This is a genomic window from Pseudomonas sp. MEJ086 (genome assembly GCF_030209025.1).
Classification (GTDB): domain Bacteria; phylum Pseudomonadota; class Gammaproteobacteria; order Pseudomonadales; family Pseudomonadaceae; genus Aquipseudomonas; species Aquipseudomonas fulva_A.
In genome coordinates, this window is the sequence record NZ_JARVSV010000003.1 from 182,694 (window position 1) to 207,694 (window position 25,001).

A 25,001-nucleotide genomic window follows, 5' to 3' on the forward strand; every position below is an offset into this window, starting at 1 on the left:
AACATGGCGAACCATGCTGGCAAATAGCAAACATCCACCGCTTCTGGAGAAGCAGCGAATACCTGAATAGAGACGGGAGCGTAGTCTACCGGAAACGTCCTGAGTGGGGAAGAACACGAAGTCCGAAGCAGCGCAAAAGCTGCTGAGACGAGACTTGCACGAAACCCGGAAAAGCCTCTGGCCTGGGGCTTGGCGCCTGCGACATCGACGCGGCAGCCAGCCCTCACGCGCGTATGTCGACAGCCCCGGCAAGATGCCGATCGATCTGCGCTGGCTGCCAGTGAAACGTACCGCAACCGGGGCTGGCGAGCAGATTGGCTAGCGCCACGGGCCGTCCGTCGCACAACAGCAGCGGGATGCGCCCACGGACGAATTCGGGCACACCGGCTTCCTGCAGGAGACGCTTGAGATCACGCCGACCGCGCCCTGGCACCTCGAGAATCTCGCCGCCCTGACGATAGCCGACGCTCAACCGCCCCTCCGGTATGGTGCCCTCGAGCCAGACGCGACCATTACCCGGCAATGCCAGTGGCTGCTCAACCAGAGGCCAGGGCTGCGCCTGGCGCGACCAGGTTGCAGACCAGCCAGTACCGAGCCAGAACAGGCAACCGCCATGACGTCGCAACTCGCCGCTTTCCAGTCGCCAGACCGGGCTGGCGTCGGGCCCCGCATCACGCAGATCGACCCACCCCTGCCAATGGCGACTATCGGGCAAGCGGGTGAAATCCGCCAGCCAGTGGCGCAGCACGTTGCGTTGACGGGCATCGGAAAGTCCGCGCAACGCCTGCAGATCCAGACTGGGAACGGTTAGCCAATCGAAAGCCGGCGACGCCTGGGCTCGCTGCAGATCGAGCTCGGCGAGCTCCTGCAGCAACCCCAGCGCCTCGGCCTGATGCTCCGCGGTACGGGCCAGTACCTGGGATGCTTTAGGCCAATGCCTGTGCAAGAGCGGCAGGACCTCGCGACGTAAAAAATTGCGCGCAAGGCGGGTGTCGGCATTCGACGGGTCCTCCACCCAGCGCAGCCCATGCGCCTCGGCATGAGCCTCCAGCGCGCTGCGCGGCACGTCCAGCAGGGGGCGCACGGCATGCCCGGCGGCCAGCGCACGGCTGGCCGCCATGGCCGCCAGACCGCGCACCCCAGCACCACGCAGCAGACGATAGAGAACGGTCTCCGCCTGATCGTCCTGATGCTGAGCGAGCAGCAGTACCTCCCCGGGATTCAGCCGCGCGGAAAACGCAGCATAACGAGCGTCACGCGCCGCTCGCTCCAAACTGGCACCCGGCGCGACCTGCACATGCTCGACATGCAGCGGCACGCCCAACTCATCGCACAGGCGCTGGCAATGCAGCGGCCAGGCGTCAGCCGCGGCCTGCAAACCGTGATGCACATGGATAGCGGAGATGGGGGGCAGCGCATGGCTTCGAGCAGCCACTGCCAGCGTGTGCAGAAGCACGGTGGAGTCGAGCCCGCCGGAGAAAGCGACTCGCCAGGAAGATGCCTCACGCCACGGAGCGAGGCGCGCGAGCAGAGCCGATTCGAGGGGCATGCGGCGGTTCAGCGAAGCGACCCCGCAGGCATGCGCGTCGCCAGCACGGCGACTCGCATGCCTGCGGGGCAAACCGGCATCAGGCGATACCGTAGCTCATCAGACGCTCGTAACGACGCGCCAGCAGGGCATCGGTATCGAGTTTGCCGAGATCCTCGAGCTGAGCGCTCAGGACCTGGCGGATGGATTCAGCGGCAGCGGCCGGATCACGGTGCGCACCACCCAGAGGCTCGGCGATCACCTTGTCGACGATGCCCAGGCCCTTCAGGCGCTCGGCGGTGATACCCATGGCTTCAGCGGCGTCCGGTGCCTTTTCGGCGGTTTTCCACAGGATCGACGCACAACCTTCCGGCGAAATCACCGCATAGGTCGAATACTGCAGCATGTTCAGGTTGTCGCACACGCCAATGGCCAGTGCACCACCGGAACCACCCTCACCGATGACGGTGGAGATGATCGGCGTTTTCAGACGCGCCATGACACGCAGGTTCCAGGCGATCGCTTCGCTCTGGCCGCGCTCTTCGGCATCGATACCCGGGTAGGCGCCCGGGGTGTCGATGAAGGTCAGGATCGGCATCTTGAAGCGCTCGGCCATTTCCATCAGGCGACAGGCCTTGCGGTAACCTTCAGGACGCGGCATGCCGAAGTTGCGACGTACCTTCTCGCGAACCTCACGGCCCTTCTGGTGGCCGATGACCATGGCCGGCTGGCCATTGAGGCGCGCAACGCCACCAACGATGGCGGCGTCGTCGGAGAAATGACGATCACCGTGCAGCTCGTCGAACTCGGTGAAGATGTGTTGCAGGTAGTCCAGGGTATAAGGCCGCTGCGGGTGACGGGCAAGCCTGGCGATCTGCCAACTGGTCAGATTGCCGAAGATGCTCTCGGTCAGCGTACTGCTCTTGTCCTGCAGACGGGCGATTTCGTCGCCGATGTTCAGGGAGTTGTCATTACCAACCAGGCGAAGCTCTTCGATCTTGGCTTGCAGGTCGGCAATCGGCTGTTCGAAATCGAGATAATTCGGGTTCATAGGCATCCGTCATGCGTCGACGGCCACAGGGCCGGGGAGCGTGTATCCATTTGGCGCCTACCTTATAGGAACAGGCGCATTCAGGTCGACACTTGCAAGGCACTTCCGGCAGCGAATCTGCCAGCGAATGCACCTTGGCATTCACTCGGCAGCCAAACCCGGAGGGGTTCGGTCGCGTCGGCGGCGATCATGCAGTGTCACGGGCTTCGTGCGGAGCCTTGGCCCCGCATTTCAGCACCGCAATTCTAGCGGTATTGCAGGAAGACGTTTTCTCGTCCGAACTGGTCACGCAAAGCTTGAATCAAGCTGTCGGCCGGGTCGATTCGCCAGTCCTCGCCAAACTGCAGCAAGGCTTTGGCATCGGCACCGGTGTAGTCCACGGTGATCGGGCAGGCGCCACGGTGACGACGGCACAGCTCACCCAGCCAGCGTAGACGATCACCCTTCAAGGCAGTGGCCTGCACGCGAACGCGCAAACTCTCGGCCAGCCCGGTACGCGCCTCCTCGAGACTCATCACTCGCTTGGCGCGCAAACGCATGCCACCGGAGAAGTCGTCGTTGCTGACTTCCCCTTCCACCACCACCAGAGCATCGCTCTGCAGCAGCGCCTGGTTGCTGGCGAAGGCATCGGCGAACAGCGAGGCCTCGATACGCCCGGAACGGTCGTCCAGGGTGATGAACCCCATCTTGTCGCCCTTCTTGTTCTTCATCACCCGCAGGTTGACGATCAGGCCGGCGACGGTCTGGGTGTCACGTGCCGGCTTGAGATCGACGATGCGCTGGCGGGCGAAACGCCGCACTTCGCTTTCGTACTCGTCGATCGGGTGGCCGGTCAGATAAAGGCCCAGGGTGTCCTTCTCGCCCTTGAGTCGCTCTTTGAGCGATAGCTCCTTGGCGCGGTGATGGTTGGCGTAAACGTCCGCCTCGGGGCTGGCGAACACGCCGCCGAACAGATCCATATGGCCACTATCATGACTGCGCGCGGTCTGCTCGGCGGCCTGAACGGCCTCCTCCATCGCCGACAGCAACACCGCACGATTGCGGTCGATATTGGCCTGATAGGCCTTGAGCTCGTCGTAAAAGTGCGGCCCCAGACGATCCAGCGCACCACTGCGGATCAATGCATCCATGGTGCGTTTGTTGATGCGCTTGAGGTCGACCCGCGAGCAGAAGTCGAACAGATCCTTGAACGGGCCGTCCTGACGCGCCTCGACAATCGCCTCGACCGGGCCTTCGCCAACACCCTTGACCGCGCCCAGGCCATAAAGAATCCGCGGCACGTCGTTCGCGTCATGACTGACGGTGAACTTGAACTCGGAGGCGTTCACATCTGGCGGATCGATGCGCAACTTCATGTTGCGGCATTCCTCGATGAGGATCACCACCTTGTCGGTGTTGTGCATGTCCGCCGACAGTACCGCAGCCATGAACGGCGCCGGGTAATGCGCCTTCAGCCAGGCGGTCTGGTAGGAAACCAGGCCATAGGCCGCCGAGTGAGACTTGTTGAAACCATAACCGGCGAACTTTTCCACCAGGTCGAAGATGTTGCCCGCCAGCTCGGCATCGATATTGTTGTTGGCACAGCCTTCGATGAAACCACCACGCTGCTTGGCCATTTCCTCGGGCTTCTTCTTGCCCATGGCACGGCGCAGCATGTCCGCCTGGCCGAGGGTATAACCGCCCATGACCTGGGCGATCTGCATGACCTGTTCCTGGTAGAGGATGATCCCGTAGGTCGGCTTGAGTACCGGCTCCAGGCCCGCGTACTGGTAATCAGGATGCGGATAGGACAGTTCGGCACGACCGTGCTTGCGGTTGATGAAGTCATCCACCATGCCGGACTGCAACGGACCAGGACGGAACAACGCCACCAGAGCGATCATGTCTTCCAGGCAGTCGGGCTTGAGCTTCTTGATCAGCTCCTTCATGCCGCGCGATTCGAGCTGGAAGACCGCGGTGGTCTCCGCCTTCTGCAGCATCTGATAGGTCGGCTTGTCATCCAGCGGGATGAAATCGATGTTGACCAGATTCTCTTCCGGCTCGCCCGCCGCACGCTGGTCGCGGTGGATGGTTTCCAGGGCCCACTTGATGATGGTCAGGGTACGCAGGCCGAGGAAGTCGAACTTCACCAGGCCGGCTTGCTCGACATCGTCCTTGTCGAACTGTGTCACCAGCCCGGCGCCCTCTTCATCGCAGGCGATAGGCGAAAAGTCGGTCAACTTGGTCGGTGCGATCACCACGCCCCCGGCGTGCTTGCCGGTACCGCGCACGATGCCCTCGAGCTTCAGGGACATGTCCCAGATCTCGGCTGCCTCTTCGTCGTTCTTGAGGAAATCGCGCAGCGGTTCCTCCATCTCGAAGGCCTTTTCCAGGGTCATGCCGACTTCGAACGGAATCATCTTCGACAGGCGATCCGCCAGGCCGTAGGACTTGCCCTGCACCCGCGCCACGTCACGCACCACCGCCTTGGCCGCCATCGAACCGAAGGTGATGATCTGGCTCACCGCGTTACGGCCGTACTTCTCGGCCACGTAATCGATGACCCGGTCACGGCCATCCATGCAGAAGTCGACGTCGAAGTCGGGCATGGATACACGTTCGGGGTTGAGGAAGCGCTCGAACAGCAGGTCGTAGGCCAACGGATCGAGGTCGGTGATCTTCTGCACGTAGGCCACCAGCGAACCGGCACCTGAACCCCGCCCAGGACCGACCGGCACGCCGTTGCTCTTGGCCCACTGGATGAAGTCCATAACGATCAGGAAGTAGCCGGGGAAGCCCATCTGGATGATGATATCCAGCTCGAAATTCAGCCGATCGATATAGACCTGCTTCTTCGCGTCGTAGTCCGGGGTGTCCTTGGGCAGCAGCACCTCGAGGCGCTCCTCCAGGCCGTCGAACGACACCTTGCGGAAGTACTCGTCGATGGTCATGCCTTCCGGCACGGGGAAGTCAGGCAGGAAGTACTTGCCGAGCAGAACCTCGATATTGCAGCGTTTGGCGATCTCGACGGTGTTTTCCAGCGCGTCGGGAAGATCGCTGAACAGCTCGGCCATCTCTTGTGGCGACTTCAGGTACTGCTGGTCGGAGTAGATACGTGGCCGGCGCGGGTCGTCGAGAATGCGGCTTTCACCAATGCAGACGCGAGTTTCGTGGGCCTCGAAGTCACCCTGCTTGAGGAAGCGCACATCGTTGGTAGCGACCAGCGGAGCCCCCTGCCTATCAGCCAGGGCCACGGCTGCATGCACGTGCTCTTCGTCATTGACGCGGCTGGTGCGCTGCACTTCCAGATAGAAACGCTCCGGGAACACGGCCTGCCATTCCTGCAGCAACGCTTCGGCCCGAGCCAGCTCGCCATCGAGCAGCGCATGGCCGATTTCACCTTCCTTGGCACCGGACAGGGCGATCAGGCCCTCGCTGGCAGCTTTCACCCAGTCACGCTGGATGATCACCAGATCATTGCTCTGCCCTTCACTCCAGCCACGGGAAACCAGCTCGGTGAGGTTGCGATAGCCCTTGGGGTTCATCGCCAACAGAGTCATGCGGGTCAGCGGGCCGTCTTCGTAAGCGCTGGCAAGCCAGATATCGGCACCACAGATCGGCTTGATACCGGCGCCCATGGCGGCTTTGTAGAACTTCACCAACGAGCACATGTTGCTCATGTCGGTGACCGCCACCGCCGGCATGCCCGAGCCGGCCACGGCCTTGACCAGAGGTTTGACGCGAACCAGTCCGTCGACCAGAGAGTATTCGGTGTGCAGGCGAAGATGAACGAAAGAAACAGCCATGAAGAAGCCCTGCAGGAAAAGCGACAAAACGCGGATTGTACCGTAACTGGAAGGATGGACAGCGTCCTGAGTAGGCTCAGTCCGCTCCAGTGGCTTCCAGCAATCGGCGTACCGGCGCGAAGGAGCGCCGATGGATGGGGGTCGGGCCCAGGCGCATCAGGGCCTCGAGGTGCACGGGCGTCGGATAACCCTTGTGCAGGGCGATGCCATAACCCGGATACAGCGCGTCGAGCTCACGCATCTCGCGATCGCGACTGACCTTGGCGAGAATCGAGGCCGCGGCGATGGCCGGCACCTGAGCATCGCCACCGACCACCGGCGCACTGGGCACAGAGAGTTTCGGGCAGCGATTGCCGTCGATCAGCGCCAGTTTTGGCGTTACGCTCAGGCCCTCGACGGCACGCTGCATGGCAAGCATGGTGGCATGCAGGATATTCAGGCGGTCGATCTCTTCCACGTCAGCGCGGGCAATGCACCAGGCCAGGGCCTTTTCGCGGATTTCATCGAACAGCTTCTCGCGCCGGGCCTCGCTGAGTTTCTTGGAGTCGTTGAGACCGAGGATCGGCCGTGCCGGGTCGAGAATCACCGCGGCGGTGACCACTGCGCCACACAAAGGGCCACGGCCGACTTCGTCGACACCGGCGACCAGTTCTTCGACGGTCGAAAAATCCAGCCCCATTTGCATCAGCGACGCCCCAGCAGATCGAGCACCGCGGCAGCCGCGCGCTCGGAGGCGCCGCGTCGCAGGGTGCGGTGAATGGCATCGAAGCCCTCGGTCTGCACGTCGCCATCGACCAGCAGCGGTGCCACCGTCCGAGCCAGGGCATCGGCGGTGGCCGCGTCCTGGATCAGCTCGGGTACCAGCAGGCGCTGCGCGAGCAGGTTGGGCAGCGAGATGTACGGGCTCTTCACCAGGCGTTTGAGAATGCTGAAAGTCATCGGCGCCACACGATAGGCCACCACCATCGGGCGCTTGTACAGCAGCGCCTCGAGGGTAGCGGTGCCGGACGCGATCAGCACGGCATCGCAGGCTGCCAGGGCATCGTGGGAGCGACCGTCGAGCAACTGCAGCGGCAAATCCCGACCGCCGAGCATCTGCTCGAGCTGTTGGCGACGTTCCGGGCTGGCACAGGGCAATACGAAGCGTACACCCGGACGCAGCGCACGCAGACGCTCCGCCGCATCGAGAAACAGGCTGCCCAGACGCGACACTTCACCGCCGCGGCTACCTGGCAGCAAGGCCACCACAGGAGCCTCGAGAGGCAGCCCGAGCAGTTCGCGAGCCGCAGCGCGATCGGCCTGCAACGGGATGGCATCTGCCAGCGGATGGCCGACGAAGCACACAGGGACCTGATGCGCCTCGTAGAACTGCGCCTCGAAAGGAAACAGGGTGAGCATCAGGTCGCAGGCTTCGCGAATCTTCAGCACGCGCTTCTGCCGCCAGGCCCACACCGATGGGCTGACGTAATGCACGGTACGAATTCCGGCACGCCGCAGCTTCAGTTCGACACCCAAGGTGAAATCCGGTGCGTCGATACCGATGAATACATCGGGCTTGCGCGCGATGAGACTGGCGATCAGCCGGCGACGGCGCGACAGCAGCTCGGGTAAACGACCCAGCACTTCGACCAGCCCCATGACCGCAAGGCGCTCCATGGGAAAGTCGCTGACCAGGCCCTCGGCCTGCATGCGTGGGCCGCCCACGCCGATGAACTCCACATTGGGGTGCTGTGCCTTCAGGGCCTGCATCAGGCCTGAACCCAGAATATCGCCGGATGCCTCGCCGGCGACCAGCGCGACACGCAATACCTCAGCCATGGGTCAGCGGGTGATGCCGCGGCTGGAGGTGAGGATGGAGTCACGGAACACCGCTACTTCGGAGAACTGGGCGGCCACGTCTTCCAGCTCGACCAGCGCTTCCTCGATGGTGAAACCCTGGCGGTAGACGATCTTGTAGGCACGCCGCAGGGCCTGCATGGCCTCGGAGCTGAAGCCACGACGGCGCAGGCCTTCGAAGTTCATGCTACGGGCCTCGGCAGGGTTGCCGGAAACGGTAACGTAAGCCGGAACGTCCTTGCCGATCGCCGCGCCCATGCCGGCGAAGGCATGCGCACCGATATGGCAGAACTGGTGCACGAGGGTGTAGCCGGACAGAATCGCCCAGTCACCGATGTGCACGTGACCGGCCAGTGCCACGTTGTTGACCAGAATGCAGTTGTTACCGACGACGCTGTCGTGACCGATATGGGCATAGGCCATGATCAGGTTGTGGTCACCGATGGTGGTTTCGTCACGATCCTGAATGGTGCCCCGGTGCATGGTCACGCCTTCACGGATGATGTTGTGGTCACCGATGACCAGGCGAGTAGGTTCGCCCTTGTACTTGCGATCAGGGGTATCTTCGCCAAGCGAGGCGAACTGATAGATCTTGTTGTGCTTCCCGATTCGGGTCGGTCCCTTGATGATCACGTTGGGACCCAGCACGCTGCCCTCGCCAATTTCTACGTCGGCCCCGATGATCGACCAAGGGCCGACGACGACGTCGTCAGCCAGCTTGGCGCTGGGATCGATGATGGCGCGAGGGTCAATCAAACTCATAACTTGCGTTCCGCACAGATGATTTCGGCCGAGCACACTTCCTTGCCATCGACCGTGGCTTTGCATTCGAACTTCCAGATGCTGCGCTTGCTGCTGAGGAACTTGGCCTCGAGAATCAGCTGGTCGCCAGGCACTACCGGCTGACGGAAGCGTAGCTTATCCGAGCCAACGAAATAATAGAGCGTACCGTCGGCAGGCTTCACGTCCATCATCTTGAAGCCCAGAATACCGGCCGCCTGTGCCATGGCCTCGATGATGAGGACACCTGGCATGATCGGATGCTCGGGGAAATGGCCGTTGAAGAATGGCTCGTTGACGCTGACATTCTTATAGGCACGAACGCTCTTGCCTTCAAGATCCAGATCCGTGACCCGGTCCACCAGCAGGAACGGGTAACGGTGCGGCAAGTACTCGCGAATTTCGTTGATGTCCATCATTTCCAGAGAAGCCCGTAATAAAAAGAATAGAGCACGGCATCAGCCATGCTCAGGCATCAGATGAGGCATTCCCGCTCGAGGTCACGGCATTCAGCTGTTTTTCCAACTGCTTCACACGCCGTGCCATGTCGTCCAGCTGGCGGATGCGCGCCACGCTCTTCTTCCACTCGCCTGCAGGTTGCATGGCCGTCCCGGATGAATACGCCCCCGGCTCGGTGATCGAGCGCGTGACCATGGTCATGCCGGTCACGAATACCCCGTCGCACACATCGATGTGCCCAACCATGCCAACGCCACCAGCGATCATGCAGTTCTTGCCGATCGACGTGCTGCCGGAAATACCGACGCATGCTGCCATCGCCGTGTTGTCACCGACCTGCACGTTGTGCGCGATCATGATCTGGTTATCCAGCTTCACACCGTTGCCGATGCGGGTGTCGGACAGCGCACCGCGATCCAGCGTGGTGTTGGCGCCGATCTCGACGTCGTCGCCGATGCTGACGCCACCGATCTGGGCGATCTTTTGCCAAACGCCCTTCTCGTTGGCGAAGCCGAAGCCCTCACCACCGATCACTGCACCCGACTGAATGACCACACGCTTGCCGATACGCACATCGTGGTACAGGGTCACCCTTGGTGCCAGCCAGCCACCCTCTCCGATCTCGGAGCGCGCACCGACCACGCAATGCGCGCCCAGCGACACACCTGCACCAACCTTCGCGCCACTCTCGATCACCACGAATGGTCCGATCGCAGCGCTCGGGTCCACCTGAGCATCGTCAGCCACCAGGGCGGTGGGATGAATCCCCGCCGCAGCCCTGGGCTTGCGATCGAACAGGTGGGACAGCGACGCGTAGGCCAGGTAGGGGTTGGCCACGATCAACGTATTGCCGGCGAAGCCTTCGGCGTCAGCAGCAGTCAGCAGTACCGCGGCGGCTTGGCAGCTAGGCAGGTGCTTGCGGTACTGAGCGTTCGACAGGAACGTCAGCTGAGACGGGCCGGCATCCTGTAAGGTTGCCAGCCCGTCGACCGTCTGATCCGCAGCGCCACGCAAGGTGGCGCCCAACCGCTCGGCCAGTTGACCGAGGGTGAATACAGGTGTGGACATCATCAACGCATCTGGTTCATGCGCTCGATGACCTGGCGGGTGATGTCGAACTGGGGTTTGACATCGATCACCGCACCACGCTCGAGCACCAGATCGAAGTTGCCGGACTTGATGACCTCTTCAACGGCCTTGTCCAGGTTGGGCTTGAGCTTCTTGAGCATGTCGCGGTCAGCGACGGCCTTGGCCTCGTTCAGCTCCTTGGACTGGAACTGGAAGTCACGTGCCTTCTGCTTGAAGTCCAGCTCGAGACGCTCGCGCTCGGCGGTCTGCATCTTCTCACCGTCTTTGACGATACGATCCTGAATGCGCTTGGCGTCGCTTTCCAGCGTCTTGAGCTTGTTCAGTTGGGGGCCGAATTTCTTCTCGGCGTCCACGGCGTAACGCTTGGCCGCATCGGACTCGAGCAGGGCCATTTGATAATTGAGTACCGCAACCTTCATTTCCGCGAATGCCGGGGTGGCCAGCAGAGCAGCGCTTAACAGAACCAGTTGAGTCAACTTACGCACGGTGTAACTCCTGCAGAAAAACTGTCTTCGTGATTCATGAGCAGACGCTTAGAACGTCTGGCCGAGGGAGAACTGGAATACCTGGGTATCGGCGTCGTCCGGTTTCTTCACCGGCATCGCCAGGCTGAAGCTCAACGGACCGAGCGCAGTGATCCAGGTGACACCGACACCAACCGAGCTGGCCAGGTTGCCGAAATCGATGTCACAGCTGTCGCCACGACGTTTCTGCCCGGAGCTGCAGTCGGTATCGAACACGTTACCCACGTCCCAGAACAGAGCGGTACGCAGCGAACGCTGATCCTTGACGAACGGCAGTGGGAACAGCAGCTCTGCACCGCCCTGAATCAACACGTTACCACCGAACGGCAACGGATCCTGATCCGGGTCGGCCAGGGTTCCAGCGTTCGTACCAGTGCTCGGCGTACTGCGCGGGCCGAGGCTGCTGTCTTCGAAACCGCGAACCGAGTTGAAACCACCGGCGTAGTAGTTCTCGTAGAACGGCAGCTTGCTGGTGGAACCGAACGCGCCGCCGTAACCCAGCTGGGTATGGAAACGCATGGTGTAGGTATCGGTCAGCGGCTTGAAGACCTGGCCACGGTAGTCGAGCTTGTAGAACGACAGGTCGCTACCCGGCACGGTGGTTTCGAACACCAGGCTCTGCGAGTGGCCGCGGTTGGCCAGCACGCCACGGTTCAGGGTGGACTCGGACCAGCCGACGGATGCCTTGAAGTTCAGGTACTTCTCGCCTTCCTGACGGGTGAAGTCGAAGATCTCGTCGACGGTGTAGCGGCCGGTGTTGATCTCGTCCTGCTGCACGGTCAGGCCGTAGGTCAGGCGCGCGGTCTCGCTGATCGGGTAACCGATGTTGATACCGGCGCCCAGGCTGTCGACCGAGTAGCTGGATACATCGACATCGAGCTCGTCGTAGTCGGTGGTGCGGTAGAAGGCGTTGTAGCCCAGGCTCACGCCATCTTCGGTCCAGTAGGGATCGACGAAGCTGAAGTTGTAGCGGCTCTGGTATTCGCTGCGAGTCAGGCCGAGGCTGACACGATTACCACTACCCAGGAAGTTGTTCTGGGTGATCGAACCACCGAGGATCAGACCGGCGTTCTGGGCGAAACCGACGCTGGCGGTGATGGAACCGGAAGCCTGCTCTTCGACGCTGTAGTTGACGTCGATCTGGTCATCGGTGCCCGGCACTTGCGGGGTCTCGACGTTCACTTCCTTGAAGAAGCCCAGACGTTCCAGACGAACCTTGGACTGGTCGATCAGGTAGGTCGAAGCCCAACCACCTTCCATCTGTCGCATTTCACGACGCAGCACTTCGTCTTCGGTCTTGGTGTTGCCACGGAAGTTGACGCGATTGACGTAGGCCCGCTTGCCCGGATCGACGACGAAGGTGATCGATACCGAGTTGTCGTCATCATGGGGCTCGGGCACGCCGTTGACGTTGGCGAAGGTGTAACCCTCGTTACCCAGACGGCGGGTGATCAGCTCGCTGGTGGTGGTCATGACCTTGCGGGAAAACACCTGGCCTTCCTTGACCAACAGCAGCGCACGAACTTCTTCTTCCGGCACCTTGAGGTCACCGGAGAGTTTCACGTCGCGGACGGTGTATTTCTCGCCTTCATCGACGTTGACGGTGATGTAGACGTGTTTCTTGTCCGGCGTGATGGACACCTGGGTGGAGGTGATGTCCATGTTGATGTAGCCGCGGTCCAGATAATAGGAACGCAGGCGCTCGAGGTCACCGGACAGTTTTTCACGGGCGTACTTGTCGTCGTTGCGGAAGAACGACAGCCAGTTGGTGGTCTTCAGCTCGAACAGATCGTTGAGGTCTTCATCGGAGAAGACATTGTTGCCCACCACGTTGATGTGCTGGATGGCTGCAACGGTGCCTTCGTTGATGTTGATCTTCAGTGCCACACGGTTGCGCGGCTGCGGAATCACTTCGGCATCGATCTCGGCGGAATAACGACCCTGGGCCACGTACTGGCGCTGCAGCTCGTTACGCACGCCTTCGAGGGTCGCGCGCTGGAAGATCTCGCCCTCGGCCAGGCCGGACTGATTCAGGCCCTTGAGCAGGTCATCACTGCTGATGGCCTTGTTGCCTTCGATTTCGATGCTGGAAATCGACGGACGCTCGACCACGGTGATGACCAGCACGTTGCCGTCACGACCCAGCTGGATATCCTGGAAGAAACCGGTCTTGAACAGCTCACGGGTCGCTTCGACCAGCGTGCGATCGTCGGCCGACTCGCCGACGTTCAGGGGCAGCGCACCAAACAGGCTGCCCGCGGAGACGCGTTGCAGGCCGTTAACGCGAATATCGGAGATGGTGAAGGACTCGGCGTGAACTTCGGCGATCATCAATGCGGCAAGAACCGCAGGTAGCAGCAGACGTTTCATGAAGTCCTTTCTTATTCCAACTAACGATAAGAAATCAGTCGTTCGAGACGAAAGATATGTAATTCAGCAGAGGTCACAGGCGCCCAAGGTCATTGACCAGAGCCAGCAGCATCACCCCGATCACCAGGCTGATACCAATCTGCATCCCCCAACCCTGCACCCGCTCGGAGAGGGGACGACCCCGCACCCACTCGACCAGGTAATAAAGCAGATGCCCCCCATCCAGCACAGGAATGGGCAGCAAATTGAGAACACCCAGGCTGATACTCAGGTAGGCGAGGAAATTCAGGAAGTCCCCGAGGCCTGACTCGGCCGAAGCGCCCGCCACTTTAGCAATGGTTATCGGCCCGCTCAAGTTTTTTACCGAGAGCTCGCCGAACAGCATTTTCTTCAGCGAATCGAGGGTCAGAACGCTCATTGTCCAGGTGCGCGACACGCCTTCACCGACAGCCTCCAGCGGACCATAACTGACCTCGCGAAGCATTTCAGGCGGCCACTGAGCGGACGCGACGCCGGCGCCCAGATAACCGCTGGCCGCGTCGCCTTCACCACGCCGGGCCAGAGTGACGGGCACATCCAGACGCTGCCCATCACGCTCCAGCGACAAGGATACCGACTGCCCTGGCAACCCACGCACACGGTCGACCAGATCCTGCCAATCGACCAGCGGCTGCTCGTTCAGCGCCAGCAGGCGGTCGCCAGCACGCAGGCCAGCAGCCTGCGCAGGCCCCTCGGGGTCGAACTCGGCCAACACCGGCTCCAGGCTCGGACGCCAGGGGCGAATACCCAGCGAAGCGATCGGGTCCGGCTCATTGGCGCCACGCAGCCAGTTATCCAGTTCGACACGATGCAGGGTGTCAGCACCGCCGTCGACATTCCGGGTGGCAATCATCAGCTCGCCACTTTCGCCAAGGCGACGTACCAGCTGCAGATTGACCGCCGACCAGCCCACAGTCGCCTTGCCGTTGATCGAAACGATTTCTTCGCCCGCCTGCAAACCGGCGACTTGCGCCAGGCTGCCGGACTCCACGGCGCCGATGACCGGGCGCACCTGCTGGCTGCCCAGCATGGCCACCAGCCAGAAGAACACCAGCGCCAATGCGAAGTTGGCCGCCGGGCCAGCGGCCACGATGGCGATACGCTGCCCGACGGTCTTGCGATTGAACGACTGCTCGGCCAACGCCGGGGGCACATCGCCCTCACGCTCGTCGAGCATTTTCACGTAGCCACCGAGCGGGATGGCGGCGATCACGAATTCGGTGCCCTGGCGATCATGCCAGCGCACCAGCGGCGTGCCGAAGCCTACCGAGAAACGCAGCACCTTGACGCCGCAGCGTCGGGCCACCCAGAAATGACCGTACTCATGAAAGGTCACCAGCACCCCGAGCGCAATCAGGGTACCGACGATCATATACAGTGCGCTCATGCCACCTCTCCACGATTCAACCACTGCCCAGCCAACTCCCGCGCACGGCGGTCGGCCTCGAGCACGGCGTCGAGACACTCGACCGCGACAGCCGGCTCGGCTTCGAGAACGCCGTCAATGATACGCGCGATATCGGTAAAGCGAATCCGCCGTTCGAGAAACGCCGCCACGGCGACTTCATTCGCAGCATTGAGCATGGCCGGGGCACTACCACCTGCCTCCGCCGCCTGACGCGCCAGGCGCAGGCACGGGAAGCGCACGTCGTCGGGGGCCTGAAAATCAAGCCGCGCAATCTTCAGCAGATCCAGCGGCGCGACACCGGAATCGATGCGCTGCGGCCACGCCAAGGCGTGGGCGATGGGGGTACGCATGTCGGGATTACCCAACTGGGCGAGTACCGAGCCGTCGACATAATCGACCAGCGAATGGATGACGCTCTGCGGGTGGATGACCACTTCGACCTGATCAGGGCGCGCATCGAACAGCCAGCAGGCCTCGATCAGCTCCAGCCCCTTGTTCATCATGCTGGCCGAGTCGACGGAAATCTTGCGCCCCATCGACCAGTTGGGATGAGCGCAAGCCTGTTCGGGAGTCACTGCATGCAGCGCCTCGGGCGTGGTTTCTCGAAACGGGCCACCGGACGCGGTCAGCAGGATGCGACGCACGCCAACCGGCTGCAGGCCACGGGCGTAATCCTGCGGCAGGCACTGGAAAATCGCGTTGTGCTCACTGTCGATAGGCAGCAGCACGGCACCACTCTGCCGTACGGCACGCATGAACAGCGCGCCCGACATCACCAGCGCCTCCTTGTTGGCCAGCAGCACCTTCTTGCCCGCCTCCACCGCCGCCAGCGTGGGCTTGAGGCCTGCCGCACCGACGATGGCCGCCATCACGGCGTCCACCTCGGCATGCGCCGATACCTCGCACAACCCTGCCTCGCCAAACAGCACGTGAGTCGCGAGGCCGGCGAGACGCAGGCGAGCCTGCAGATCATTCGCCGCCTGCACATCCGCAACGACGGCGAAGCTCGGCCGATGGATAACGCACAGGGCCTCCAGCTCCGCCACGCGGCTGAACGCGGTCAGCGCCAAAACCTGATAACGGTCAGGATGACGGGCGATGACGTCGAGTGTACTGAGGCCGATCGAGCCCGTGGCGCCAAGCACGGTAATGCGCTGCACCTGACTCACAGCGCACCCCAGCCAGCGAGCCACAGCAGTACGGCGAACACCGGCACCGCTGCAGTGAGGCTGTCGATGCGATCGAGTACGCCACCATGACCGGGCAGCAGATTGCTGCTGTCCTTGATGCCGGACTGACGCTTGAACATGCTTTCGGTGAGATCGCCAACCACGGAAATCAGCACCACCAGAGCCGCAGCCGGTAGAGCCAGCAGGAATTCGCCGAACGACCAGTCACGATACAGACCAACGACCACGGTCAGCAGCAGACTGAGCAGCAGACCGCCAATCAGACCTTCCCAGCTCTTGCCCGGACTGACATGCGGGGCCAGCTTGCGCTTGCCGAATCTTTTACCCGAAAAATAGGCACCGATATCCGCCACCCAGACCAGCGCCATCACGGCCAGAATCAGCCAGTTGGCCAGCTGCCACTGTTTCACCACCACCAGCCCTTGCCAGGCGGGCAACAGAATCAGCAGACCGATCAACAGGCGCCCCGGCAGGCCACCCCAGTAGCGGCTGCTGTGCGGATAATTGAGCACCAGAAAGGTCGCGAACACCCACCACAGCACGCCAACACCCAGAAGCCAGGGCGCCAGCGCGGGCAAACCATGCAACACATATAGCAGCACCGCCACCAGCGCCGCGTAGCCAATACGCAATGACTGCGTGGCGAAACCGGCCAGGCGCGCCCACTCCCAGGCACCAAGCACCACCACGGCAGCGATGAACAGCGCGAACGCGCCGCCCTCGAGCAGAAAAAAGCCTGCAAGGGCGATCGGCAGCAGGATCAGCGCCGTGATGATTCGTTGCTTGAGCATCAGGCGCGGGCCTCGGCTTCTACTTGTTCACTGGTTTTGCCGAAGCGCCGCTGACGCTTGGCAAAATCCGCCAGCGCTGCGCGCATGGCGTCGTGCTTGAAGTCCGGCCACAGCAGGTCGGAGAAATACAACTCACTGTAGGCTATTTGCCAGAGCAGAAAATTGCTCACCCGATGCTCACCGCCGGTGCGGATACACAGGTCGGGCAAGGGCAGCTCACCGGTGACCAGGCAGCTTTGCAGCAGACCAGGGGTAATGTCCTCAGGCTGCAGGTGCCCGCCCTGAACCTCGCGAGCGAGGCGCTGGGCAGCCTGGGCGATATCCCACTGACCACCGTAGTTCGCTGCGATCTGCAGGATGAAGCGCTTTTCGCCAGCACCACCAGATGTCCTGGACTCGGCCTCCCGCATGGCAGCCTGGAGCTCAGGATGGAAGCGCGAACGGTCCCCGATGATACGCAGGCTGATGCCGTTCTCGTCGAGCTTGCGGGTTTCCCGGCGCAACGCACTGAGAAACAGCTCCATCAGCGCCCCGACCTCTTCGGCGGGACGCTGCCAGTTCTCACTGGAAAACGCGAACAGGGTCAACACCTCGACCCCGGACTCGGCGCACACCTCGATGACCGCACGCACCGCATCGACACCCGCCTTGTGCCCGGCCACGCCAGGCAGCAGGCGCTTGCGCGCCCAGCGGTTGTTACCGTCCATAATGATCGCCACGTGCCGTGGAACGGCCATCACGGCACCGACTTTGGAATTGTCCATGGCGACTTCCTGGCCGTTAAACGGCCATCAGGTCCGCTTCTTTCTGCTTGACGGCAGTTTCTATCTCGCCCACGAACTTGTCGGTCAGCTTCTGGATATCGTCAGCAGCGCGACGCTCTTCGTCTTCGCTGATTTCCTTTTCCTTGACCAGATCCTTGAGCTGGCTCAGGGCATCACGACGAATATTGCGCACGGCCACACGGCCGTCTTCCGCAGCGTCACGCGCCTGCTTGGTGAAGCCCCTGCGGGTTTCTTCGGTCAGTGCCGGCATGGAGATCAGCAGCAGCTCGCCAAGGTTGGTCGGGTTGAACCCCAGGCCGGAGCTCTGGATCGCCTTGTCCACGGCAGCCAGCATGTTGCGTTCGAACGCCACGACCTGCAGGGTGCGCGAATCCTTCACGGTCACGCTGGCAACCTGATTCAACGGTGTATCGGCACCGTAGTAAGGCACCATCACGCCGCCGAGAATGCTCGGGTGGGCCTGGCCGGTGCGGATGCGGCTGAATGCGTGGGCCAGCGATTCCAGGCTCTTCTGCATGCGTACCTGGGCGTCTTTCTTGATTTCGTTGATCATTCTTTACTTTCCTCGACCAAAGTACCTTCGGCACCACCCACCACGACATTGAGCAGGGCACCCGGCTTGTTCATGTTGAAAACACGCAGTGGCATATTGTGGTCACGGCACAGACAAATGGCCGTCAGATCCATCACGCCCAACTTGCGATCCAGCACCTCGTCATAGGTGAGGCGATCGAATTTTTCCGCGTGCGGATCCTTGAATGGATCGGCAGTGTACACACCATCCACCTTGGTTGCCTTCAGCACCACATCGGCATCGATCTCGATACCGCGCAGACAGGCGGCAGAGTCGGTGGTGAAGAATGGGTTGCCAGTGCCAGCGGCGAAAATCACCACCTCACCGGTTTTCAGGTGGCGCATGGCCTTGCGGCGATCGTAGTGGTCGGTAACCCCGACCATCGAGATGGCCGACATGACCAGCGCGGGGATGTTGGAGCGCTCCAGCGCATCGCGCATGGCCAGGGCGTTCATCACCGTGGCCAGCATGCCCATGTGATCGCCGGTTACCCGATCCATGCCAGCGGCGCTCAGCGCAGCGCCACGGAACAGGTTGCCACCACCAATCACCACACCGACCTGCACGCCGATACCGACCAGTTGGCCGACTTCCAGCGCCATGCGATCGAGCACCTTGGGGTCGATGCCAAAATCTTCAGACCCCATCAGGGCCTCGCCGCTAAGTTTGAGCAGAATGCGCTTATAGCGCGGTTGACGACCACTCACCTGCTGAGCCATTACCAGTCTCTCCTGCGGCGTAAGAAAACGTGCGAACCCTTTGGCTCGCGCATATCGAGCGCTTCGACAGCGCTCACGACCGTTCGTGCCCTGCGCACCAACCGTCGTTTGGAAAAAAATCCCATTTGAAAAAGAGGCCGCGCGCGTGAGCGGGCAGCCTCTTCTGGGGCACTAGCTTAGACGCCTGTTACTGCTTGCTGGCAGCAACCTGAGCAGCGACTTCGGCAGCGAAGTCGTTCTCGGCTTTCTCGATGCCCTCGCCCACTTCGTAACGTACGAAGGAAACGATTTCAGCACCGGCTTTCTTGACCAGGTCACCGACCTTGACTTCCGGGTCCATGATGAACGCTTGCTCAACCAGGCTGGCTTCTGCCAGGAACTTGTTGATACGGCCCTTGATCATGTTCTCGACGATGTTTTCCGGCTTGCCGGCGATCTTGTCGGCGTTCAGTTGCAGGAAGATTTCCTTTTCTTTGGCAACCAGCTCTTCGGAAACCTGGTCCGGCGAAACCACGGCCGGGTTGGAAGCAGCGACGTGCATGGCAACGTGCTTGGCCAACTCGTCGTTGCCGCCTTTCAGAACGACCAGAACGCCGATGCGGTGACCGTGCAGGTAGGCACCGACGGTTTCGCCAGCGACCGCGGTCAGACGACGGATGTTGACGTTCTCACCGCACTTCGCAACCAGACCTTCGCGAGCGGACTCGCGGGAAGCGATCAGCGGCGCGACTTCGGTCAGGTTCTGGGTGAAGGCTTCATCCAGGCTGTCTTTTACGAAGCCTTTGAAGTCGTCCTGCAGAGCCAGGAAGTCGGTCTGCGAGTTGACTTCGATGATCAGGCCACGGCCACCTTCGACGCGAGCGGCGATAGCGCCCTCAGCGGCGATGTTGCCTGCTTTCTTGGCGGCCTTGATGGCACCCGAAGCGCGCATGTCGTCGATGGCTTTCTCGATGTCGCCACCGGCGGCAACCAGGGCCTTCTTGCATTCCATCATGCCTTGGCCAGTACGCTCGCGCAGTTCTTTAACCAGGGCTGCAGTGATCTCTGCCATTTTGAAAATCCTCTTGGTAGGTCTTCAAGCATCGCCCGTCATGCAGGCGATCAAATCTGTGAGTGGCAAAAAGGGGGCCTAGCCCCCTTTTTGCGCAGCGCATAACACTAAATGCTCTGCGTTACCGCTTAGCCTTCGGCAGCTTCTGCAGCCGGTGCTTCTTCGACGAACTGCTCGGTAGCGCCGCCAGCGTTGCTGCGACCACGAACAACGGCGTCGGCCATGGCACCCATGTACAGCTGGATGGCGCGGATGGCGTCGTCGTTACCCGGGATGATGTAGTCAACGCCTTCCGGGCTGCTGTTGGTATCGACAATGCCGATTACCGGGATGCCCAGCTTGTTGGCTTCGGTGATCGCGATGCGCTCGTGATCAACGTCGATGACGAACAGAGCATCAGGCAGACCGCCCATATCCTTGATACCACCCAGGCTGCGATCCAGTTTTTCCAGATCGCGCGAGCGCATCAGTGCTTCTTTCTTGGTCAGCTTGGTGAAGGTGCCGTCCTGGGACTGCACTTCCAGATCACGCAGACGCTTGATCGAGGCACGGATGGTCTTGTAGTTGGTGAGCATGCCGCCCAACCAGCGGTGATCGACGAACGGCGAGCCGCAACGAGCAGCTTCTTCGCGAACGATCTTGCCAGCGGAACGCTTGGTGCCGACGAACAGGATCTTGTTCTTGCCAGCAGCCAGCTTTTCAACGAACGACAGCGCGTCGTTGAACATCGGCAGGGTCTTTTCAAGGTTGATGATGTGGATCTTGTTACGCGCGCCGAAAATGTACTTGCCCATTTTCGGGTTCCAGTAACGGGTCTGGTGGCCGAAGTGCACACCGGCCTTCAGCATATCGCGCATATTGACTTGGGACATGATAGTTCCTTGATAAGTCGGGTTAGGCCTCCACGCATCCCAATTTCCAACCCTTGCGGGCACCCAGGAAATCGTGTCGATACGTGTGTGGGGTTAAGCTTTCGGGGTCTGCCCCGTAAAGCGGCGCGTTTTATACCACAGGAAGCGGCCATAAGCTACAAGCGGCAAGCCACAAGCTGAATGTCCGGCGTCCCGGGCAAGTGAGTCTAGTCCAAGATGAGCGTCCTGCTCCTACTTGCGGTTTGCAGCTCGAGGCTTGGGGCTTAGAATGGCGTCCTTTACAGATACCGAGATCACCATGACCGTCACCCTCAAGACGCCCGATGAAATCGAGAAGATGCGCATCGCCGGCCGCCTGGCCGCCGAAGTGCTGGAGATGATCGCCGAGCACATCAGGCCAGGTGTCACCACCGACGAGCTGAACACCCTCTGCCACGAGCATATCGTCAACGTGCAGAAGGCCATTCCCGCGCCGCTCAATTATGGCGCCGCTCCAGGCCGTCCGGGGTTCCCCAAGTCCATCTGCACCTCGCTCAACCACGTGGTGTGCCACGGCATCCCCAATGACAAGCCGCTCAAGGAAGGTGATGTGATGAACATCGACATCACCGTCATCAAGGACGGCTACTACGGCGACACCAGCCGCATGTTCCACGTCGGCAAGGTACCGGAGTGGGCCGAGCGCCTGTCACGCATCACCCAGGAATGCCTTTACAAGGGCATCGAGGTGGTGCGCCCCGGTGCCCGCCTGGGCGACATCGGCGAAGTGATCCAGAAGCATGCCGAAAAGCATGGCTTCTCGGTGGTGCGCGAGTTTTGCGGCCACGGCATCGGCTCGGTGTTTCACGAGGACCCGCAGGTGCTGCACTACGGCCGTGCCGGTACGGGCATGGAGCTCAAGGAAGGCATGACCTTCACCATCGAACCGATGATCAATCAGGGGCGCCCGGAAACCCGCGTACTGGGTGACGGCTGGACCGCGATCACCAAGGACCGCAAGTTGTCCGCGCAGTGGGAGCACACCCTGCTGGTCACGGCCGATGGCTACGAGATATTCACCCTGCGCGGCGATGACACCATTGCACGTGTTTCCCCCTGATCTCGAACCACGCCTATAGATAGAAGGAAGGCCGCCGCATGCCGCAGGTAGACTCCGAGTTGTTCGATCGCGGCCAGTTCCAGGCGGAACTGGCGCTCAAGTCCAGCCCCATCGGCGCCTTCAAGAAAGCCATCCGCCGCGCCCACGAAGTGCTCGATGCACGCTTTCGTGGCGGCCGCGACGTGCGCCGCCTGGTCGAGGACCGTGCCTGGTTCACCGACCAGATTCTGCTCGAAGCCTGGAATCGCTTTGCCTGGAACGCGGACGCCGAAATCGCCCTGCTGGCGGTAGGCGGCTATGGCCGTGGCGAGCTACACCCCTATTCGGATATCGACCTGCTGATCCTCCTCGGCAGCGATGATCAGGAAATCTTCCGCGACGCGATCGAAGGCTTTCTTACCCTGCTCTGGGACATCGGCCTGGAAGTCGGTCAGAGCGTACGCTCGGTCGCCGAGTGCGGCGAAGAAGCCCGCGCCGACCTGACGGTGATCACCAACCTGATGGAAAGCCGCACCATCGCCGGCCATGAGCATCTGCGCGGACGCATGCAGGAGGTCACCTCCAGTGCGCACATGTGGCCGAGCCAGGAGTTCTTCCTGGCCAAGCGCGACGAGCAGAAAGGTCGACACGCCAAGTACAACGACACGGAGTACAACCTCGAGCCCAACGTCAAGGGCTCGCCCGGTGGGTTGCGCGACATCCAGACCATTCTCTGGGTCGCACGCCGCCACTTCGGCACCCTCAACCTGCACGCCATGGTCGGCCAGGGCTTCCTGCTGGAAAGCGAATACACCCTGCTGGCTTCTTCCCAGGAGTTTCTCTGGAAGGTGCGCTACGCCCTGCACATGCTGGCCGGGCGCGCCGAAGACCGCCTGCTGTTCGACCACCAGAGCAAGGTGGCCGAACTGCTGGGGTACGACGAGGGAGACACCAAGCGCACCATCGAACGCTTCATGCAGAAGTACTACCGAGTGGTGATGGCCATCGCCGAGCTAAGCGACCTGATCAACCAGCACTTCGAGGAAGAGATCCTGCGTGCCGGTGACAGTGGCCCGGCGACGCCGCTCAACAGCCGCTTCCAGGTTCGTGACGGCTACATCGAGGTGACCCACCCGAACGTATTCAAGCGCACGCCATTCGCCATCATCGAGATCTTCGTGCTGATGGCCCAACACCCGAATCTGAGCGGGGTATGCGCCGATACCATTCGCCTGCTGCGCGATCACCGTCATCTGATCGACGACGATTTCCGCAAGGACATCCGCAACACCAGCCTGTTCATCGAGCTGTTCAAGTGCGAACAGGGCATTCACCGTAATCTGCGCCGCATGAACCGCTACGGCATCCTCGGGCGTTACCTGCCGGAGTTCGGCCATATCGTCGGGCAGATGCAGCACGACCTGTTCCACATCTACACCGTCGACGCGCACACGCTCAACCTGATCAAGCACCTGCGCAAGTTCAAATGGCCGGAGCTGGCGGAGAAATTCCCCCTGGCCAGCAAGCTGATCGACAAGCTGCCAAAGCCCGAACTGATCTACCTGGCCGGCCTTTATCACGATATCGGCAAGGGCCGCGGCGGTGACCACTCCGAGCTCGGTGCCATCGACGCCGAAGCCTTCGGCCGGCGCCACCATCTGCCGGCCTGGGATACCGGGCTGATCGTCTGGCTGGTGCAGAACCACCTGGCGATGTCGACCACCGCTCAGCGCAAGGACCTGTCCGACCCGCAGGTGATCCATGACTTCGCCGCGTTCGTGGGCGACCAGACCCACCTGGACTACCTCTACGTGCTCACCGTGGCCGACATCAATGCCACCAACCCGAGCCTGTGGAATTCCTGGCGCGCCAGCCTGATGCGTCAGCTCTACACGGAAACCAAGCGAGCCTTGCGCCGCGGCCTGGAAAACCCGGTGGAGCGCGAAGAACAGATTCGCCTGACTCAGAGCGCGGCGCTGGATACCCTGGTACGCGGCGGCACCGACTCCGATGACGTCGAGCAGCTATGGTCGCAACTCGGTGATGACTACTTTCTGCGCCACACCGCCAGCGATGTCGCCTGGCACACCGATGCGATCCTCCAGCACCCGAGCGACGGGGGTCCGCTGGTGCTGATCAAGGAAACCACCCAGCGCGAGTTCGAGGGCGGCACGCAAATATTCATCTACGCACCGGATCAGCATGATTTCTTCGCGGTGACGGTTGCTGCCATGGCGCAGTTGAACCTGAACATTCACGACGCGCGAATTCTCACCTCGACCAGTCAGTTCACCCTCGACACCTACATCGTGCTCGAGGTGGAAGGTGGCTCCATCGGCGATAACCCACAGCGTATCAAGCAAATCCGTCAGAGCCTGATCGACACCCTGAAACACCCGGACGAGTACCCCAACATCATTCAGCGTCGGGTGCCGCGTCAGCTCAAGCACTTCGCCTTCGCACCGCAAGTGACCATCCACAACGATGCCCAGCGGCCGGTCACCGTACTGGAGCTGACCGCGCCAGACCGCCCCGGCCTGCTGGCCAAGATCGGCCGGATATTCCTGGACTTCGACCTGTCACTGCAGAACGCCAAGATCGCCACACTGGGCGAGCGCGTAGAGGACGTCTTCTTCGTCACCGACGCCAACAACCAGCCGCTGTCCGACCCGGAACTGTGCGCACGCCTGCAGCAGACCATCATCACCAAGCTGTCGGCGACCAGCAGCCCGAGCCCACTGCAAATCAGCATCTAGGCATTTGCAGGAGCGCCGCCCCCACGAAAGCGTGAAGACTCCGGCCCGTAGGAGCCCGCTTGCGGGCGATGCGATGGCGGCCTTGCCGCTGAATCGGCGTTGGCCCGGTGATTCGCCCGCAAGCGGGCTCCTACAGAAAGGGGTGTTCGACACCCGCGAGGCAGACGCGTCGACCTCGGCGCGCGGGGCGCCTACGAAAGCGTGAAAATTCCAGCCCGTAGGAGCCCGCTTGCGGGCGATGCGATGGCGGCCTTACCGCGGAATCGGCATTGGCCCGGTGATGCGCCCGCAAGCGGGCTCCTACAGAAATGGGTGT

General features: G+C 61.7%; 20 protein-coding genes. 2 read left to right on the top strand and 18 right to left on the bottom strand.

Going from position 1 to position 25,001, the window contains the following annotated elements; all coding sequences use genetic code 11:
- Positions 1–223: 223 nt before the first annotated feature.
- The 18 genes from tilS to rpsB form a co-directional block, all read right to left on the bottom strand.
- On the bottom strand, positions 224–1,549 hold the full coding sequence (tilS, locus tag QRN22_RS01790) for a tRNA lysidine(34) synthetase TilS (protein WP_042555186.1): 1,326 nt from the start codon (positions 1,547–1,549) through the stop codon (positions 224–226).
- Positions 1,550–1,628: 79 nt separating this feature from the next.
- Positions 1,629–2,579, bottom strand: coding sequence for an acetyl-CoA carboxylase carboxyltransferase subunit alpha (locus QRN22_RS01795; protein ID WP_042555185.1), 951 nt, complete (start codon positions 2,577–2,579; stop codon positions 1,629–1,631).
- 245 nt (positions 2,580–2,824) lie between these two features.
- Complete coding sequence (dnaE, locus tag QRN22_RS01800) at positions 2,825–6,364, bottom strand: DNA polymerase III subunit alpha (RefSeq protein ID WP_042555349.1); 3,540 nt, start codon at positions 6,362–6,364, stop codon at positions 2,825–2,827.
- Positions 6,365–6,440: 76 nt separating this feature from the next.
- Positions 6,441–7,049 carry a ribonuclease HII gene (gene rnhB, locus QRN22_RS01805; protein WP_042555184.1) on the bottom strand — a complete coding sequence of 203 codons (609 nt, stop codon included), beginning with the start codon at positions 7,047–7,049 and terminating at the stop codon, positions 6,441–6,443.
- On the bottom strand, positions 7,049–8,182 hold the full coding sequence (gene lpxB, locus QRN22_RS01810; protein WP_042555183.1) for a lipid-A-disaccharide synthase: 1,134 nt from the start codon (positions 8,180–8,182) through the stop codon (positions 7,049–7,051). The genes rnhB and lpxB overlap by 1 nt, the downstream gene beginning before the upstream one ends.
- 3 nt (positions 8,183–8,185) lie before the next feature.
- Positions 8,186–8,962, bottom strand: a complete 777-nt coding sequence (gene lpxA / locus QRN22_RS01815; protein WP_042555182.1) for an acyl-ACP--UDP-N-acetylglucosamine O-acyltransferase — start codon at positions 8,960–8,962, stop codon at positions 8,186–8,188.
- Positions 8,959–9,399 carry a 3-hydroxyacyl-ACP dehydratase FabZ gene (fabZ, locus tag QRN22_RS01820; RefSeq protein ID WP_042555181.1) on the bottom strand — a complete coding sequence of 147 codons (441 nt, stop codon included), beginning with the start codon at positions 9,397–9,399 and terminating at the stop codon, positions 8,959–8,961. Before fabZ ends, lpxA begins: the two co-directional genes overlap by 4 nt.
- 49 nt (positions 9,400–9,448) lie before the next feature.
- Entirely contained in the window at positions 9,449–10,510 is a 1,062-nt protein-coding gene (lpxD, locus tag QRN22_RS01825) for a UDP-3-O-(3-hydroxymyristoyl)glucosamine N-acyltransferase (RefSeq protein ID WP_042555180.1), read from the bottom strand.
- Positions 10,510–11,013 carry an OmpH/Skp family outer membrane protein gene (locus tag QRN22_RS01830; protein ID WP_042555179.1) on the bottom strand — a complete coding sequence of 168 codons (504 nt, stop codon included), beginning with the start codon at positions 11,011–11,013 and terminating at the stop codon, positions 10,510–10,512. The genes lpxD and QRN22_RS01830 overlap by 1 nt, the downstream gene beginning before the upstream one ends.
- 48 nt (positions 11,014–11,061) lie before the next feature.
- Complete coding sequence (gene bamA, locus QRN22_RS01835) at positions 11,062–13,422, bottom strand: outer membrane protein assembly factor BamA (RefSeq protein ID WP_042555178.1); 2,361 nt, start codon at positions 13,420–13,422, stop codon at positions 11,062–11,064.
- Positions 13,423–13,495: 73 nt separating this feature from the next.
- Complete coding sequence (rseP, locus tag QRN22_RS01840) at positions 13,496–14,848, bottom strand: RIP metalloprotease RseP (RefSeq protein WP_042555177.1); 1,353 nt, start codon at positions 14,846–14,848, stop codon at positions 13,496–13,498.
- Positions 14,845–16,038 (bottom strand): 1-deoxy-D-xylulose-5-phosphate reductoisomerase, encoded by a 1,194-nt coding sequence (gene ispC / locus QRN22_RS01845; protein WP_042555176.1) that lies wholly within the window; start codon positions 16,036–16,038, stop codon positions 14,845–14,847. Before ispC ends, rseP begins: the two co-directional genes overlap by 4 nt.
- Positions 16,035–16,850, bottom strand: coding sequence for a phosphatidate cytidylyltransferase (locus tag QRN22_RS01850; protein WP_042555175.1), 816 nt, complete (start codon positions 16,848–16,850; stop codon positions 16,035–16,037). Before QRN22_RS01850 ends, ispC begins: the two co-directional genes overlap by 4 nt.
- The gene (gene uppS, locus QRN22_RS01855) at positions 16,850–17,614 is read right to left on the bottom strand and encodes a polyprenyl diphosphate synthase (protein WP_042555174.1); all 765 of its coding nucleotides are present in this window, start codon (positions 17,612–17,614) and stop codon (positions 16,850–16,852) included. Before uppS ends, QRN22_RS01850 begins: the two co-directional genes overlap by 1 nt.
- A 16-nt stretch (positions 17,615–17,630) precedes the next feature.
- Positions 17,631–18,188 carry a ribosome recycling factor gene (frr, locus tag QRN22_RS01860; RefSeq protein WP_042555173.1) on the bottom strand — a complete coding sequence of 186 codons (558 nt, stop codon included), beginning with the start codon at positions 18,186–18,188 and terminating at the stop codon, positions 17,631–17,633.
- On the bottom strand, positions 18,185–18,928 hold the full coding sequence (gene pyrH / locus QRN22_RS01865; RefSeq protein ID WP_042555172.1) for a UMP kinase: 744 nt from the start codon (positions 18,926–18,928) through the stop codon (positions 18,185–18,187). The genes frr and pyrH overlap by 4 nt, the downstream gene beginning before the upstream one ends.
- A 187-nt stretch (positions 18,929–19,115) precedes the next feature.
- Positions 19,116–19,979, bottom strand: a complete 864-nt coding sequence (gene tsf, locus QRN22_RS01870; protein WP_042555171.1) for a translation elongation factor Ts — start codon at positions 19,977–19,979, stop codon at positions 19,116–19,118.
- A gap of 128 nt (positions 19,980–20,107) precedes the next feature.
- Positions 20,108–20,851, bottom strand: coding sequence for a 30S ribosomal protein S2 (gene rpsB / locus QRN22_RS01875; protein ID WP_042555170.1), 744 nt, complete (start codon positions 20,849–20,851; stop codon positions 20,108–20,110).
- Positions 20,852–21,149: 298 nt separating this feature from the next.
- Between rpsB and map the strand changes: the two genes are divergently transcribed.
- Entirely contained in the window at positions 21,150–21,950 is an 801-nt protein-coding gene (gene map / locus QRN22_RS01880; protein ID WP_042555169.1) for a type I methionyl aminopeptidase, read from the top strand.
- 38 nt (positions 21,951–21,988) lie between these two features.
- Positions 21,989–24,685, top strand: coding sequence for a [protein-PII] uridylyltransferase (locus QRN22_RS01885; RefSeq protein ID WP_042555168.1), 2,697 nt, complete (start codon positions 21,989–21,991; stop codon positions 24,683–24,685).
- Positions 24,686–25,001 lie beyond the last annotated feature (316 nt).